The sequence below is a fragment of the Massilia sp. HP4 genome (genome assembly GCF_005222695.1).
Lineage (GTDB): Bacteria > Pseudomonadota > Gammaproteobacteria > Burkholderiales > Burkholderiaceae_D > Telluria.
Window position 1 is genome coordinate 142186 of sequence record NZ_STGG01000011.1, and the last position, 15803, is coordinate 157988.

Here is a 15803-nt window from a genome sequence, read left to right on the forward strand (position 1 = left end):
GGCGCCGCCCGAAAGGAGAATTACGCCGCCAGGCTGGCGTTATCGATCACGAAGCGGTACTTGACGTCGCCCTTGAGCATGCGCTCATAGGCGCCGTTGATGTCGTCGGCGCGAATCATCTCGATATCGGCCACGATGCCGTGCTGGGCGCAGAAGTCGAGCATTTCCTGGGTTTCCGGGATGCCGCCGATCATCGAGCCGGCGATCGCGCGCCGCTTGGTGATCAGGTTGAACACCTGCGGCGACGGATGCGGCGACTCGGGCGCGCCGACCAGCACCATGGTGCCGTCGCGCTTGAGCAGGTTGAGAAAAGCGTCCAGGTCGTGCGGCGCGGCGACCGTATTGACGATCAGGTCCAGGCCCTGCGCCTGGGCGGCCATCGCCTCGGCGTCCTTCGACACCACCACTTCATCGGCGCCCAGCGCCAGCGCATCCTGGCGCTTCGATTCCGAGGTGGTGAACGCGACCACGTGCGCGCCCAGCGCGTGGGCCAGCTTGATGCCCATGTGACCCAGGCCGCCGATGCCGACGATGCCCACGCGCTTGCCGGGACCGGCATTCCAGTGGCGCAGCGGCGACCAGGTGGTGATGCCGGCGCACAGCAGCGGCGCCACCGCGGCCAGCTGTTCTTGCGGGTGGCTCACGCGCAGCACGAAGCGCTCGTTGACCACGATCTGCTGCGCGTAGCCGCCCAGCGTATGGCCGGGCGCGTCCGCGGTCGGGCCGTTATAGGTGCCGACCATATTGTCGCAATAGTTCTCCAGGCCTTCGCCGCAATCCGGGCATGCCTTGCAGCTGTCGACCATGCAGCCGACGCCGACCAGGTCGCCGACCTCGTGGCTGGTGACGTGGGCGCCGACCGCCGACACCCGGCCGACGATCTCGTGGCCCGGCACGCAGGGGTAGAGGGTGCCGGCCCATTCGGCGCGCACCGTGTGCAGGTCGGAGTGGCAGACGCCGCAGAAGTCGATGTCGATCTGGACGTCGTGGGCGCCTGGGGCGCGGCGGGTGATGTCGAGCGATTCGAGGGGTTTGTCGGCGCCGTGGGCGCCGTAGGCTTTGATGGTCATGGGTTTTCCGTGAGTGTTGGGTAGTTATCGTGCGCGCATGACGCGATTTGTCAGGGGAGCATGGTAGCCGCATATTCATGTATAGAACGGGCTCAATCTTGACTGGCCTTATGAGCTCCATTCATGAATCGCGCACATCCCGCTGGACAGCTGCACCAACCGGCGGCACACTGGTCGCCATGAACCAGGAATTACTCGACGCCGTCGCCGCCTACGCCCGCGCCCACGCCAACCGCGACGGCCTGGCGCTCACCTGCGTGCCCGGCCTGCGCATGATGTGCCTCGCGCAGCCGGGCGACAAGCTCGAATCGACCTACCGCCCGCTGGTCTGCCTGGTGCTGCAGGGCGAGAAACACCTGCTGGCCGGGCGCCAGGAAAAGCTGTGCGCCGAGGGCCAGGCGATCGTGGTCAGCGCCGACCTGCCGGTGACGGGCCAGGTGGTGACTGCGTCAACAGAGCGCCCGTACATCGCGCTGGCGATCGAACTCGACATGGCCCTGCTGTCCGAACTGGCCGACCAGCTGCATAAGGTTGCCACTGAGACGCCGCCTCCCGCGCCCGATCCGGCGGTGACCATGCTGGTGCAGGGTGCCGACGCGGCGATCCTCGATTGCGCGCGCCGCCTGATGCACCTGGTCGCGCATCCCGAGGCGGTGCCCATCCTGCACCCCGGCCTGATGCGCGAGCTGCATTTCTGGCTGCTCAATGGTCAGCACGGCCGGCAGTTGCGGGCCTCGATGGCGCAAGATGCGCACCCGGTGCGGCTGAACCGCGCGGTGGCGCTGCTGCGCCTGTCCTACCACCAGAAGCTGCGGGTGGACGACCTGGCCCAGGCCGCGTCGATGAGCCTGTCCGCCTTCCACAAGCACTTCAAGGACTACACCTCGCTCACGCCGGTGCAATACCAGAAGCGCCTGCGCCTGATCGAGGCGCGGCGCCTGATGCTGTACGAAGGCGCCACCGCCAACAAGGCGGCGTTCGAAGTCGGCTATGAAAGCACCTCGCAATTCACGCGCGAATATGCGCGCCTGTTCGGCGCGCCGCCGCGGCGCGATGCGCGCCGTCCGGCCACCGTCGCGGCGCCGGAGCTGGCGGCTTAGCGTTACTTAAAGCACGTCCTCGATCCGGATCGGCAGGCGCCGTATGCGTTTGCCGGTCGCATGGTGCACCGCGTTGGCGATCGCCGCCGCCACGCCCACCATCGCCACCTCGCCCAGTCCCTTGACGCCACTGGTGTTCAGGAGCGGGTCGGGCCGGTCGATGAAGCCGACATCGATGTGCCCGATGTCGGCATGCACCGGCACCACGTACTCGGCCAGGTCGGCGTTCAGGAAGCCGCCGTAGCGCGGGTCGACTTCGCTGATCTCGCGCAGGGCGGCGCCGATGCCCCACACCACGCCGCCGCGCACCTGGCTGTCGGCCGTCACCGGGCTCACCACGCGGCCGCAATCGATCACGCTGACCACGCGCGGCACGCGGATGCGGCGCGTGACCGGCTCCACGTTCACCTCGACGAAGTGGGCCGCGTAACTCATCGACACGAACTCGGGATAGACGGGCCCCGCCGGCGCCGGCATGCCGCCCTGCAGGCGGCCATAGACGGCGTCCGGCTGGCCCGGCGCCTTGCGCCGCACCTCGGCCTCGATGCGCTCGCGCCCGGCCAGCGCCAGCACCTCGGCCGGCTTCAAGCGGGGATCGTGACCGGGCGCCAGCTGCGCCAGCGCATCTAGCAAGGCCTGCGCAGCCTCCTCGGCTGCCGGCACCACGCTGGCCGTGCCCCAGGAGCCGGCGGTCAGGTGCTGCGGCGCGCCGCGCGTGTCGCCGATCTGGATCGCCAGCGCCTGCGGATCGACCCGCAAGCGCCGCGCCAGCGCATTGGCAATCGCGGTGCGCATGCCCTGCCCCATCTCGTGCCCGGCCACGCTGAACAGGATGCGGCCATCGCGGGTCGCCGCGATACGCGCGATCGCCGGGCTGGTCGCAGCCTTGTAGGCGCCGCAGGCCACGCCCCATCCGATCGCGGCGCCGTCCGCCGCCTTCATCGACGCCGGGCGCGCGTCGCGCCGGCTCCAGCCGAAGCGGCTCGCGCCGTCGCGCAGGCACTCGGCCAGGAAGCGTGACGACAGCGGCTTGCCGCTCAAGGCATCCGTTTGCGTATCGTTGCGCAGGCGTAGCTCGACCGGGTCGATGCCGAGCAGCGCGGCCAGTTCGTCGACCGCCGATTCGAAGGCGAACGAGGCCGGCTGCTCGAACGGCGCCCGCATATAGCCCGGCGTCTGCACATCGGTGCGCACCAACCGCTCGCGGCCGCGGAAATTCGGGATGCCGTACAGGCGCGCGCTCATCTCTGCATACGAGGCCGGGAACAGGTCGTGGCGCGACGTCTGCTGGTCGGCCTCGTGCACCGCGGCCAGGATCTTGCCGGCGGCATCGGCGCCGAGTTTGATTCGGTGGCGGCTGGCCGGGCGAAAGCTGGCGTCGTGGAACAGCTGGCTGCGCGGCACCACCAGCTTGACCGGCTGGCCGAGCTTGCGCGCCGCCACCGCCGCCAGCAGGGTCTGCATCTGCAGCGAATTCTTCATGCCGAAACCGCCGCCGCACTGCGGCGAGATCACCTCGATGCGCGCCGGGTCCAGGCCCAGCTGGCGCGCCAGGCCGTGACGGATCGCCCCGCTGTTCTGCGTGCCCTCGTGGATCACCAGCGTGCCCTTGCGCCATTCGGCCACCGTCGACACCAGCTCGATCGGGTTCTGGTGCTGGGGCGGGTGCAGGTATTCGGCATCGATCCGATGAAGCGCGCCGGCCAGAACGGTATCGGCATCGCCCGCCACCTTGTCGGCGAACATCTGCTGCGGCAACGGCGAACCCTGCTGCGCCACGATGTCCTTCTCGGGCGCGTCCAGCGTCACCTGGAATGGCTGCGCTTCATATTTCGCCCTCACTAGCGCGGCCGCTTCGAGCGCCGCCTCGATCGTCTCGGCCACCACCAGCGCGATCGGCTGGCCGCGGTAGGCGATTTTATTCGACAGCATCGGCTGCATGCTCTGGAAGGCGAAGCCGCCGGCCAGCACGTGGCCGGCCGGCTGGTACTCGCCCATGTCGGCGTGGGTCAGCACCAGCCGCACGCCGCTCGTTGCCCGTGCGGCGCGGGTATCGATGGAGAGCACCTGGCCGCGGTTGATGGTGGAGACGGCCAGCGCCGCATGCAGCATGCCGGGCCGCGCCTGGTCGGCCGCGTACAAGGCGGCGCCGCAGACCTTGTCGCGCGCGTCGATGCGTGGAGTTGGCGGGAAAGCGGAATCGTTCATATCAGGTCCTTTGTGCGGCGGTCATCAGGGCCTCGGCCACCGTGCGGGCGCCGAGCTCGATACGGAAGGCGTTGTGGTGGCCGGGCCGGGCGTCCATGAAGGCGGCGAAGCCGGCCGCCAGCGCCGTCTCGAGCGTGAGCGCGCGGCCCACCAGGCCCTGCTCGGCCTGGCGCGCGCGCCAGGGTTTCGTGGCGACGCCGCCCAGCGCGATGCGGGCCTGCTCGACCTTCCCGCCGCTGACCGTCAGCGCCACGGCGGCCGAGCCCAGGGCGAAGGCATACGATTCGCGGTCGCGGATCTTGTGGTAGGTGGAGGCGCGCCCGAGCTTTGTTGCCGGCACCCGGATGCGGGTGATGATCTCGCCCGGCGCCAGCGTGGTCTCGATGTCGGGCCGCTCGCCCGGCAGCCGGTGCAGGGCCTCGACCGGGATCGTGCGCACGCCGCCCGGGCCCAGCACATCGACCACGGCGTCGAAGGCGACCAGGGCGACGGCGAAGTCGCCCGGATAGGTGGCGATGCAATGCGGGCTCGTGCCCAGCAGGGCGTGGCCGCGGTCGATGCCCTCCAGCGCCGCGCAGCCGCTGCCCGGCGCGCGCTTGTTGCAGGCGAACGGCTCGCCGCCACGGAAATAGGCGCAGCGCGTGCGCTGCAGCACGTTGCCGCCCAGGCTGGCCATATTGCGCAGCTGCTGAGAGGCCGCGCGCCACAGCGATTCCGACAGCGCCGGATAGTCGCGCACCAGGCGCGCATCGGCCGCCACATCGCTCATGCGGGCCAGGCTGCCGAACACCAGTTCGCGCGCGCCGGAGGTGTCGAAGGCGCCGAGTTCGTCGACGCCGTTGATGTCGACGATGGCCGGCGGGCGTTCGACGCCCAGCTTCATCAGGTCGTACAGGGTGGTGCCGCCCGCCATCAGGCGTGCTTGCGGATGGGCCGCCATGGCTTGCACCGCTTCTTGCGCCGAGCGGGCGCGGATCAGGGTGAATTCACGCATGGATCAGGCCTTTCCCATCGCGCCGGCAGCCTGCTGGACGGCGGCCACGATGCCGTTGTAGGCGCCGCAGCGGCACAGGTTACCGCTCATGTATTCCTTGATGCGCTCGGGCGACGTCGCATTGCCTTCGCGGACGCAGGCGATCGCCGCCATGACCTGGCCGGGCGTGCAGTAGCCGCACTGCAGGGCGTCGTGGTCGATGAAGGCTTGCTGCATCGGGTGCAGGCTGCCGTCGGGCCGCTGCAGGCCTTCGATGGTGTCGAGCCGGCGCCCGTCGAGCTGCGAGGCCGGCGTCAGGCAGGACACGACGCGGCGGCCGTCGAGGTGGACGGTGCAGGCGCCGCACTGGCCGTGGTCGCAGCCTTTCTTGGCGCCGGTCAGTCCCAGGTGCTCGCGCAGCAGGTCGAGCGTCGAGGTCCGTGGGTCGAGCGTCAGGGTGCGCCGCTGGCCATTGACGGTAACGGCGAGCGGCACGCCGCCGGCGTGGACCTCGGGCGCGGCGTCCGCGGGCTGGGCCGGGGCCGCATTGGCGACGCCGCTCGCGGCAGCCGTGGACAGCACCGACAACACGAACTCGCGCCGGTTGACCTGGGCAGGCTGGCTGGATGGATCGGGGCCGGTCGTCATGGCGAACTCCTTTTGTCTGGGGTGGGTATGGCCGTGAATGTAGACCAAGCGCCCCGCGCGCACGAGCCGCAAAAAAGAAAAGGCAACAAGTGTGCAGGATCAGGCAAGCCGGCGCAGTCCGGCGACATGCTTTTCTTTCTAATGGCACAATTTTTTGGACAAGGATCGCAACCACGCATTGGTGAGGCGCATTGAATTCAAGCAACGACAGCCTGGACAGCCATGTGGACCGCCTGAGCGGCAAGCGGCGCCCGGTCGTGCGCCTGGTGGTGGCCGCGACCACGCTGGGCTGCCTGCTGCTGGTCGCCTTCGCCACCTGGTTCGTCTGGTCGTCGCGCCATACGCAGATACGGCAGACCGAGGTGGCAACCTCGAACGTGGCGCGCATGATCGGGGTCCAGGTCGAGACCGCGATGAAGGCCACTACCATGGCCCTGGCGAACGTGGTCGAGCGGGTGGAGCACGACGGCATCGGCGACGAAGCCCTGGCGCGGCTGCAGGCCCACCTGGTCGTGCTGACCAAGACGACGCCCGAGCTGCACGGGATCTTCGTCTATGCCGCCGACGGCCGCTGGCTGGCGACCTCGCTCTCCGGTACACCGCAGGGCAATAATTCGGATCGCGCATACTTCCAGCACCACCGCACCCACGCCGGTCGCGAGGTCTACGTGGGCCACCCCGTCAGGAGTCGCTCCACCGGCGTCTGGGTGCTGCCGGTCTCACGCCGCATCGACCATCCCGACGGCAGCTTCGCCGGCGTCGTGCTGGTGACCCTGAAGGTCGACTTCTTCGAACGCATCTACGATGAGATTGACGTTGGAAAGACCGGCACAGTCCTGCTGGCCCTGGAAGACGGCACGGTGGTCTACCGGCGTCCCTTCGACGACAAGCTGATCGGCACCAACCTGGCCGAAGGCGCGGTATTCCAGGCAATCAGGAAGCAAGCGGCCGGCTCGGACTTCATGGTGGCCCGGGTCGACAATATCGAGCGCCTCTACAGCTACCGGCGGGTGGACGATTTCGCCTTCGTGATCGCCGTGGGTCAGGCCAAGGACGAGCTGCTCGGCCCCTGGAAGCGGTCAAGCATGCTGATTGGGGCCGCCGTCCTGCTCATTGCAGCGATCTTTGCGGCATTCGCCCGCAAGCTGATCCGGCAATTCATCATCCGCGACCGGCTCGACCAGAAACTGCGCGCCTATTCGCACCACCTGCGACGCGACAACTTCGGCCTGCAGGAGCTGGCGCACACCGACACCCTGACGCGGCTGGCCAACCGGCGCCGCTTCGACGAGGTGCTCGCCCACGAGCGGGCGCGCGCCGTGCACGGCAACACCCCGCTGGCGCTGATCATGCTGGACGTGGATTACTTCAAGAAGTTCAACGACCACTACGGCCATCCGGCCGGCGACGCCTGCCTGCAGGCAGTCGGCCGCATCCTGGCCGCCCAGGTCAACCGCAACCGCGACCTGGCGGCACGCTACGGCGGCGAAGAGTTCGCGGTCATCCTGCCGGATACCGGCCTGGCCGGCGCCATGGCGGTGGCCGAACGGCTGCGCCATGAAATCCAGGCCCTGGGCCTGCCGCACCAGCCGTCGCCGTTCGGCGTCGTCACCGCCAGCCTGGGGGTGGCGGCCCTGGGGCCGGATTACCCGCCGAAAGGCCTTCCGGACGCGGGAGAGATGGTCGCGCAGGCCGACCGCCAGCTGTACCACGCCAAGCACGCGGGCCGCAACCGGATCGAAGGCGCCGCGGCAGCGTAATCCTTCCTCCATCGACTTCAATATCGATCGATACAAAAATCATTGACAGGGCGCCTGTGCCACCCTTACATTTGTACCGATTGATAAATAATAGGAGCATCGATGGAAGCAGCACAATCCCGCCGCGCCGCCAGCGCCGACCGCCTGCCGGTAGCGGCCTTGCTGGCCCTGGCCATGACCGGCTTCATCTGCATCGCCACCGAGACCCTGCCGGCCGGCCTGCTGCCGATGATCTCCGGCGGGCTAGGCGTGAGCGGTTCGATGGCCGGGCAAACCGTCACCGCCTACGCGCTCGGTTCGGTGCTGGCCGCCATTCCGCTCACCATCGCCACCCGGCGCTGGCGCCGCCGCAGCGTGCTGCTGCTGACGATCGTCGGCTTCCTGGTCTTCAATACGCTCACCGCCCTGTCGGCCGACTTCACGCTCACGCTGGCGGCCCGCTTCTGCGCCGGGATGGCGGCCGGCCTGGCCTGGAGCCTGCTGGCCGGCTACGCACGGCGGATGGTCGCGGTCCACCAGCAGGGACGGGCCATGGCCATCGCCATGGTCGGCACGCCGATCGCGCTGTCGCTCGGCGTGCCGCTCGGGACCTGGCTCGGCGGCGCGGTCGGCTGGCGCACGGCCTTCGGCGTCATGTCGCTGCTATGCCTCGTGCTGATCGCCTGGGTGCTGGCCAAGGTGCCCGATTATCCCGGCCAGGCCGACCGCCAGCGCCTGCCGCTGCGCGAGGTGCTGGCCACGCCCGGCGTGCGCCCGGTGCTGGTCACAGTCATCGCGTGGATGCTGGCGCATAACATCCTCTACACCTATATCGCGCCCTTCGTGGCGCAGGCCGGCCTGCTCGACCGGGTCGACCTGGTGCTGCTGGTGTTCGGCATCGCCGCGCTAGCCGGGATCTGGATCGCCGGCCGGCTGGTGGACAGCCACCTGCGCGCCGCGGTGCTGGCCAGCCTGGGCGGCTTCGCCATCCTGTCCCTGCTGTTCGCCTGGCTGGCGGCGGCGCCCCTGGCCGTGGTGGCCGGCGTGGCCGCCTGGGGCTTGAGCTTCGGCGGCGCCGCCACCCTGCTGCAAACCGCGCTGGCCGATGCCGCGGGCGACGGCGCCGACGTGGCGCTGTCGATGAACGTGGTGGCCTGGAATGGCGCGATCGCCGGCGGCGGCCTGCTCGGCGGCTTCCTGCTCGACCGCTGGGGCGCGGCGTCCTTTCCCTGGGCCACCGCCGTGCTGGCGGCGGCAGGCTTCACCGTCGCCTGGTCGAGCCGCAGGCATGGCTTCCGGCCGGGCGCGCGCAGCGGGCCGGCGGTCGCCGGGCACTAAAATCGTCTACCCGGGTCAGGCGGCCAGGCCGCGCAGCGAGGCGACGATATCGTGCAGGCTGTCGACCTCGCAGCTCGGAATCGCCTGCGAATCGTTGGCCAGGCGGCCCGGATTGAACCAGCAGCTCTCGATGCCGAAGCGGTTGGCGCCGAGGATGTCGGCGTCCAGGCGGTCGCCGACGATCACGGTCTCGTGCCTGGCGAAGCTGCGCGCCATCTTGCTGGTGAACTCGAAGAAGCGGCTGTCGGGCTTGGCGAAGCCGCAGGCTTCGGACGTTGCGACGAAGGACAGGTGCCCTTGCAGGCCCGAGCTGGCGATGCGGCGGTGCTGGATGTGGTGGGCGCCGTTGGTGATGATGCCCACTTCGCCGATGCCGGCCAGGGTTTCGCACAGCTGGGCGGCGCCGTCGACCAGCACCACGGTATCGGCCAGCGATTCGATATACAGGTCGCTGGCGCGCTGCGGATCGAGGTCGATGCCGTTGTCTGTAAAGGTCTTGCGAAAGCGCTCGACCTTGAGGAAATCCTTGGTCACGGCGCCCTGCTCGAACTGGCGCCACAGCGCGAGATTGGTCAGCTGGTATTGGTGGAACAGGTCGGCCACATGCTCGCGCACGTCGAGCTGCTCCATGGTGCGCATGAAGGAGCGCTGTTCGGAGGCGCGGAAATCGAGCAGGGTGTCGTCGAGGTCGAACAGGAAGAGTCGGTGTTTCATGTACGTCGGGATGAGAGTGCAACTGGATTTCATGGTAGCACGCTCATCCCGGACGTGCCGGGTACCCTCTCAGCTCGGCTTGGGATCGGGCACCGGTTCCTCGTCGTGCGGCAGGTGCACCGGCGGGTGGTGCGGGTGCGGGGTATCGAAGGGCTCGGGCGCCGGTTCTTCGATCGGCGCCGGATCGGGGGCGCGGTGGGCGTGGATCGGACTGCGCAATGGCATCCGGGGCGCCTGCCGGGTGGCATGGGGGGCTGCGTACATGATGCGGTCTCCTTGCGGGAATGCGGATCGGATCACCTTATCACGCGGCCTGGTGGCGCGGCGCGCGCCCGGCAGTGGGCTACAATGCGCTTTTCCTGAACACAGCCTCCTTGCCGCACATGGAATTTTCGATCACCACCCTGGCCCTGCTCGTCCTGACCCCGCTGCTCGTGTGGCGCATCTACCGCCGCATCAAGACGCAAATGCAGCGCCAGCGCTCGATCGTCTCGCGCCACTATACGGGCGTGCTGGTGTTCGGCGCCATGATCCTGGTGCCGCTGACGCAGCTGTTCGACACGCCCTACAACCTGGCGGCGCTGCTGGTCGGCGCCGGCGGCGGCATCGGCTATGCCGTGTGGGGCCTGAAATTGACCCGCTTCGAGGAAACCCCGCAGGGCTACTTCTTCACGCCGAACATGCGCCTGGGGCTGGTGATGGCCATGATCCTGGTGGCGCGCCTGCTGTACATCGGCATCGAGGTGTATGCCAACCAGGGCAAGGGCATTGTCACGCCGCGGCTGACCGACAGCCCCTTGAGCATGCTGTGCGTGGGGATCACGGCCGGCTACTTCGGCTATTACTCGGCGGCGCTGCTGCGCTGGCGGCGCCGGGTGCGCAAGGCGATCGACCAGGTGTAGGGTTGGCGGCTCTGCCGCCGACGCGGTGATAGTTGGCGGCCAGATCATCCGGCACGATATCGGAGGGCGGTAACAATCACCGCGTCGGCGGCGTAGCCGCCGACCCTACGGTCGATAGGCGCGTGCTGATATAAGTGGATCCATCCGGATCCCCGTTCCATCACGCGGCCTTCGCCTCGTCCTTCCTTCGCTGCAGCACGAAGATCGGCTGCGCCCACTGCATGTCCTTCTTCTTCTTGCTCGTGATGAGCGTCAGTTCCGAAGGATCGTAGACGTCGGTATTGTGCGTCAGCGGGGTCGTCATCAGGTACTGGGCGTCGGTGTTCTTCAGGAACTCGCCGACCAGCTGGATATTACGGATATCCAGGTGCGCGAACGGTTCGTCGATGAACACGAAGCCGCCCGAGCCTTCTTCCGATTTCAACAGGCCGATCAGCAGCACCAGCGACTTCATCACCTGCTGGCCGCCCGAGGCTTCGCCGTCGTTCATCCCGATCTGGTCCTTGCCGTCGAACTTGAAGCGCACGTGCAGGCCGGCCTGGGCCAGCTGCACATCGTCGTTCTCGAGCCGCACCGGGTCGGCCTGGACGTCGATGCCGGCCAGCGAACCGAGTTCGCGGATGTTCTTGGTATAGGTCTTGATCGTGTAGCGCAGGCGCTCGATATAGGCTCCGCGCGCATTGCCGGTGGCCTCGATCGCGCGGTTGTTCTGGTAGCGGCGCTCCTCGGTCTCGCTCTGGCGGCTGTCGAGCTGTTCGTGCAGGCGCGCGTACTGGTCGATCACGGTCGGATCCAGTTCCCAGTCCTCGCGCGCCAGCGAGTGTTCCAGGGAACCCAGGCGCAGGTTGACCTGGTGCGCGTTCTGGTGCTTGGCCACCAGGTCGCCGCGCCAGTCGGGGTTTTTCCAGGTGCCCGGCACCGCGCGCCAGCCGCGGCGCAGCTCCAGCAGCGCCTTGGCGTGCTCGCTGCGCTGCTCGATCTGGCGGCGATGGTTCAGGCGCATGCCGGCTTCGGCTTCGGACAGCGCCATGCGCGCGTTCTGCCACACGGTGTCGGCGCGGGTACGGTTCACGGTCGCGTTCTTGCTCAGGGTCTGCAGCTCGCCCAGGCGGGCGCCGACTTCCAGGCGCTCGGCCTTGAGTGGCGCAATCGCGCGCGCCGCTTCCTCGAATTCCTCCTGGCGCGCCGACAATTCCTTGGCGGCGTCGACCCCGGCGATGCGCGCCTTCAGGCCACCGACTTCGGCCGCCAGCTTCGAGATCGCCAGCGTCAGCTCGTCTTCGCGTTTTTCCAGCGCCGGCATCAGTTTCTGGATTGCTTCCAGGCGCTGGGTCTTGCCCGCGGCACCGAAGCGATAACGCGAGGCTTCGACGAACAGCGAGCGGCCGCCGCGGCGTTCGCGGTGGTAGGCATCCGGCGTGATCCATTCGTCCGAGCGGCTCTTGAAACCTTCGTCGACCGAGTCGACGCGCTCGATGCGTTCCAGCTGGTCGATCAGCCAGCCCGGCGCCTTGCCGGAGAAGCGCACCACCGACAGCAGGCTGTCGTCCTTCACCACCGGCGCGTTGACGCAATCGGGCACGATGAAGTGGCGATAGCGTTCCTTCTCCGCCAGGCGGTAGGCCGCCGGCGCATCCTTTGCATTTTCCAGCAGCACCACCGAGGCGTAACCGCCCAGCACGCCCTCGACCGCACCCTGCCACTTCGGATCGGTCACCTCGACGATGTCCGACAGCATGGCGTGGGCGATGCCCTCGTCGCGCAGCGCGCGGCGCATCAGGCGCTGCGCTTCCGGCTCCGGCATCGAGGTCTTGCCCTGCAGCGCAGAGATGGTCGCCATCTCGCCCGCGATCTTGTTCGACACCGCTTCGCGCGCGCTCTTCTGGCGCGCCAGCTCGACTTCTTTTTCCTCCAGCTGCCTGGCGACTTCGGCGATGTCGGCGCCGGCATCCGCCGACAGCTTCTGCAGGCGGTCGCGCTGCTCGAGCAGGCTTTCCAGCGGTTTCAGGCGCGTGTTGACTTCACTGAGGCGCTTGGCCAGTTCGCCACCCTCGGCTTCGAGTTCGGTTTCCTGCTTCTGCGCCTCGGTCAGCGCGCGCTGTTGCGCCGCCAGTTGGCTACGCTTCTCGGCCAGCTGGCCGTCGGCCTGCACCAGCGGTTTCTTGGCCTCGCGCAGCATGCGGCTGTTGTTGCCGGCTTTTTCGCGGGCCTCATGGTATTGCAGCGCCGGCAGCACTTCTTCTTGCAGCTCGCGCTTTTCCTGGTTCAGGTCGGACCACTGGTGGTGATTGGCCACGCGCAGGCGCAAGCCTTCCAGGTTGGTACGCGAGGTCTCGAGTTCGGTCTCGAAGCGTTTCAGTTCGACCTCGGTATCGCGCTGGTGACGCTTGGCTTCGTCGTAGGCGTCCAGCACTTCCTTGTCGCCGAAGACCTGGAACACCAGGTCCAGCAACTGGCGCGGCGCATATTCGCACAGTTTATCGGTCTCGCCCTGCTCCAGCGCCAGCACTTTCGACATGGCCGGCGACAGGCCGGCCGAGGCCAGGCGCTTACGATAATTCTCGACGCCCAGCCAGTCGGTCGCTTCGGTCACTTCCTCGATCTCGACATTCCCCGGGCGCATCAGGTACTGGCGCTTCCAGTCGCCGCCGTTCTTCTGCACCTGGCAGAACAGCGTCACCTCGTCGTCCGCGAAGAAGCCGGAGTGGCGGAACGGGCGGTTCGACAGCTGGCGGCCGACCGGCTTGTTGTCGACCACGGCGCGCAGCCAGGCGCTTTGCTGGCCCGAGTGGCGCGCATAGTGTTTATAAGTCCGCCCCATCGAGCAATCGAGGCCGAACAGGGTGCGCATCGCGTCGAGCAGCGTGGTCTTGCCCGAGCCGTTCTGGCCGGCGATCGTGATGATCTTGGCGTCCAGCGGGATGTTCTTGATCCGCTGCCAGTAATCCCAGTGGACCAGTTCGAGTGATTTAATGTGGAACATCGGCTATCTCAATTCGGGGTATCGGGGGCGTCGTCGGACTGCTCGGCGACGGCCGCGTCGTTGGCGGCTTCGGCCTCGGGCATGTCTACCGTGGCGACCTTGCGCGGCGCGGCCGCCAGCGGCGCGCGCTTGAAGACTTCGGACAGCGCGCCGTTGATGATGCGCTCCTTGAGCACGTCGGTATCCATCATCAGGTCGAGCAGCGGGCCTTCGAGGATCACGTCGCCGCGCCGTTCGATGAAGCCCAGCTTGGACAGCACGCCCAGATTCATGTCCATGCGGGTCTTCTTGCCGAGCTTATCGCCGAAGTCCGACAGCAGCGCGGTATATGAGATGCCGATCGAGGCATCCTCGGCGCGCGGGATCGGCGTGTCCTTCTCGAACATATCGTTCTGGTCGTCGTCGACCGTGGTGTGGGTTTCCTGGCGCTCGCGCTTGGGCAGGATGATCTGCGCCCACAGCACTACCAACAGGGCCACGCCGTCGCGGGTCAGGCCGAAATTATTGTTCTGCCAGATGTCCTTGGCGCCGAAGATCTTCGGCTCGACGTTGCGGTGCAGGGCCACGGTCACGTGGTCGGCATAGACGTTGTCGAGCAATTTGAGGCCCGATTCGAGCAGGCGCTTGTCGACTTCGGCGCGGAACTGGTCGTCCGACAGCGCGCGCTTGACCATCTTGTCGTCGCGGCGCAGGGTCTGGTGCGTCAGCAGGCGCGCGATCAGGATTTGTGCATCGTCATTCATTGGGCGTGCCGTCCGAAGGGATATCTGGATTAATGGAGAGGGTCGCGATCGACATGGCCGCCACTTCCGGGTCGTCGAGGGCGATCATCTGGTCCTGGGCCTCGAAGGTCAACGGCAGGCGCGCCAGGTCGGCGGTCGCGCCCTGCAGGCTGGCCTCGGCCGCGTCGCCCAGCAGCGGCAGCAGCGAAGCGCGGTACGACGCCAAAGCGAAGCTGGCCGGCAGCAGGGATTCGTGCAGCTGCACCCGACGGGGGCCGACCTCCGAAAACTCGGGGAAGTTGCCCAGGTTGGCGAAGTCGGCCAGCTTGTTGATCCAGTCGTTCAGCTCGACCATCATGGCCGGGTTGTCGTTGATCGTCAGCGGCGCATCCTGGCCGCTCGGCAGGCCTTTGGGGCCGGTCGAGATCACGCGCTCGGCCAGCAGCTCGGTTTCGGCCACGTCGATCATCTCGGCCGGGGTGCCGAACAGCGGCGTCACCGGGCGGTCGATGGCGTCGGCCGCCAGGCTCGCCAGGTCGTCGTGGGCCAGCAGCCAGCGCTTGACGTCGGTGGTCGACAGGCCCGACTGGCCAAGGTGCACGCGCTGGCGCTCGATCTGGTTCAGCGCGCGCGAGAACATCCCCTGCATATTGAGCAGCGCGCTCTGGGCGCGGCCGATGGCCTGGGCCGCGCGATGGGTGGCGCTGTCGGCGCGCTCGTCCGAGGTGATGGCGCGCAGGATGACGGAACCCTTTTCCACCCAATCGCAGGCCATATGCCATTTGGCCTGCGAGGTACGCAGGCGGAACTCCGAGCCCGAGGCGATCGCGTCGCGGAATTCCTCGGTCAGCTCGATCAGGCGGCCCAGCAGGTGCTTCAACTGGTCGACGGTGACGCCGCCGACCGCCTGGGCGCCGGCCACCTGCGACAGCAGGAAGCCCATCTCGGCGTCGTCGTCTTCCGGTTTGCCCAGCGCCAGCAGGGTCTCGAGCGCCGACAGGACGTTGCGCGCCAGCGGCGTGATGCGGTAGACGGCGGCCGGGGCGTCCCAGGCCAGGAGGCCGTGGCCGCGCAGGCGGTTCAGCACCGTCTCCAGGCTTTCCGGGATCAGGTAGGCCAGCTTCTGGTTGATGTCGGCGCGCGAGAACGCCGAGCTGGCGGTGTCGCCGGCCAGTTCGCGCAAGACGAGCAGGCGCACCAGCACACCATCCTGGGTGCCGTGGAACAGGGCCGTGAAGGCCGACAGCATCGGCTGGGCACGCTTGAGATGGAAGACTTGCTCGATCTCGTCGGGAGCGATGCCTTCCTGGAAGTGTGCCTGCAGCGGATCAAGTTCCGGCGCCAGCGCCGGGGAGTCGGCAGCGAGGGCCGCGCCGGCTTGTGGATCGATCATCGTTGTTACCAGT

13 protein-coding genes are annotated in these 15803 nt (G+C 67.9%); 4 read left to right on the forward strand and 9 right to left on the reverse strand.

What is annotated here, in order from left to right; genetic code table 11:
* Positions 1 to 20: 20 nt before the first annotated feature.
* The gene (locus tag E8M83_RS04500) at positions 21 to 1070 is read right to left on the reverse strand and encodes an NAD(P)-dependent alcohol dehydrogenase (protein WP_137172193.1); all 1050 of its coding nucleotides are present in this window, start codon (positions 1068 to 1070) and stop codon (positions 21 to 23) included.
* 110 nt (positions 1071 to 1180) lie between these two features.
* Between E8M83_RS04500 and E8M83_RS04505 the strand changes: the two genes are divergently transcribed.
* Positions 1181 to 2170, forward strand: coding sequence for an AraC family transcriptional regulator (locus E8M83_RS04505; protein ID WP_229491418.1), 990 nt, complete (start codon positions 1181 to 1183; stop codon positions 2168 to 2170).
* Positions 2171 to 2176: 6 nt separating this feature from the next.
* Here the strand turns inward: E8M83_RS04505 and E8M83_RS04510 are convergent, their stop codons facing one another.
* The 3 genes from E8M83_RS04510 to E8M83_RS04520 are packed head-to-tail and all read right to left on the reverse strand — an operon-like array spanning position 2177 to position 5999.
* Entirely contained in the window at positions 2177 to 4378 is a 2202-nt protein-coding gene (locus E8M83_RS04510) for a xanthine dehydrogenase family protein molybdopterin-binding subunit (protein WP_137172194.1), read from the reverse strand.
* Between the two features lies 1 nt (position 4379).
* The gene (locus E8M83_RS04515; protein WP_137172195.1) at positions 4380 to 5372 is read right to left on the reverse strand and encodes a xanthine dehydrogenase family protein subunit M; all 993 of its coding nucleotides are present in this window, start codon (positions 5370 to 5372) and stop codon (positions 4380 to 4382) included.
* A gap of 3 nt (positions 5373 to 5375) precedes the next feature.
* Positions 5376 to 5999, reverse strand: a complete 624-nt coding sequence (locus tag E8M83_RS04520) for a (2Fe-2S)-binding protein (RefSeq protein ID WP_137172196.1) — start codon at positions 5997 to 5999, stop codon at positions 5376 to 5378.
* Positions 6000 to 6190: 191 nt separating this feature from the next.
* On the opposite strand from E8M83_RS04520, the gene E8M83_RS04525 reads away from it, so the two are divergent.
* Both E8M83_RS04525 and E8M83_RS04530 read left to right on the forward strand, forming a co-directional pair.
* Positions 6191 to 7759, forward strand: coding sequence for a diguanylate cyclase (locus E8M83_RS04525; RefSeq protein ID WP_137172197.1), 1569 nt, complete (start codon positions 6191 to 6193; stop codon positions 7757 to 7759).
* Positions 7760 to 7861: 102 nt separating this feature from the next.
* On the forward strand, positions 7862 to 9076 hold the full coding sequence (locus E8M83_RS04530) for an MFS transporter (RefSeq protein WP_137172198.1): 1215 nt from the start codon (positions 7862 to 7864) through the stop codon (positions 9074 to 9076).
* A 15-nt stretch (positions 9077 to 9091) separates the two neighbouring features.
* On the opposite strand, the gene E8M83_RS04535 is transcribed toward E8M83_RS04530, so the two are convergent.
* Positions 9092 to 9790 (reverse strand): YjjG family noncanonical pyrimidine nucleotidase, encoded by a 699-nt coding sequence (locus E8M83_RS04535; protein ID WP_137172199.1) that lies wholly within the window; start codon positions 9788 to 9790, stop codon positions 9092 to 9094.
* A gap of 69 nt (positions 9791 to 9859) precedes the next feature.
* A complete protein-coding gene (locus tag E8M83_RS04540; RefSeq protein ID WP_137172200.1) occupies positions 9860 to 10054 on the reverse strand; it encodes a hypothetical protein in 195 nt (64 codons plus the stop codon).
* A gap of 119 nt (positions 10055 to 10173) precedes the next feature.
* Between E8M83_RS04540 and E8M83_RS04545 the strand changes: the two genes are divergently transcribed.
* Positions 10174 to 10692 carry a hypothetical protein gene (locus tag E8M83_RS04545; RefSeq protein ID WP_137172201.1) on the forward strand — a complete coding sequence of 173 codons (519 nt, stop codon included), beginning with the start codon at positions 10174 to 10176 and terminating at the stop codon, positions 10690 to 10692.
* 160 nt (positions 10693 to 10852) lie between these two features.
* Here the strand turns inward: E8M83_RS04545 and E8M83_RS04550 are convergent, their stop codons facing one another.
* Genes E8M83_RS04550 through E8M83_RS04560 form a run of 3 tightly spaced genes read right to left on the reverse strand, consistent with a single transcriptional unit; the run spans position 10853 to position 15790 of the window.
* On the reverse strand, positions 10853 to 13675 hold the full coding sequence (locus E8M83_RS04550; protein WP_137172202.1) for an ATP-binding protein: 2823 nt from the start codon (positions 13673 to 13675) through the stop codon (positions 10853 to 10855).
* 8 nt (positions 13676 to 13683) lie between these two features.
* The gene (locus E8M83_RS04555; RefSeq protein WP_137172203.1) at positions 13684 to 14418 is read right to left on the reverse strand and encodes a hypothetical protein; all 735 of its coding nucleotides are present in this window, start codon (positions 14416 to 14418) and stop codon (positions 13684 to 13686) included.
* The gene (locus E8M83_RS04560) at positions 14411 to 15790 is read right to left on the reverse strand and encodes a hypothetical protein (protein ID WP_137172204.1); all 1380 of its coding nucleotides are present in this window, start codon (positions 15788 to 15790) and stop codon (positions 14411 to 14413) included. The genes E8M83_RS04555 and E8M83_RS04560 overlap by 8 nt, the downstream gene beginning before the upstream one ends.
* Between the last annotated feature and the right edge of the window lie 13 nt (positions 15791 to 15803).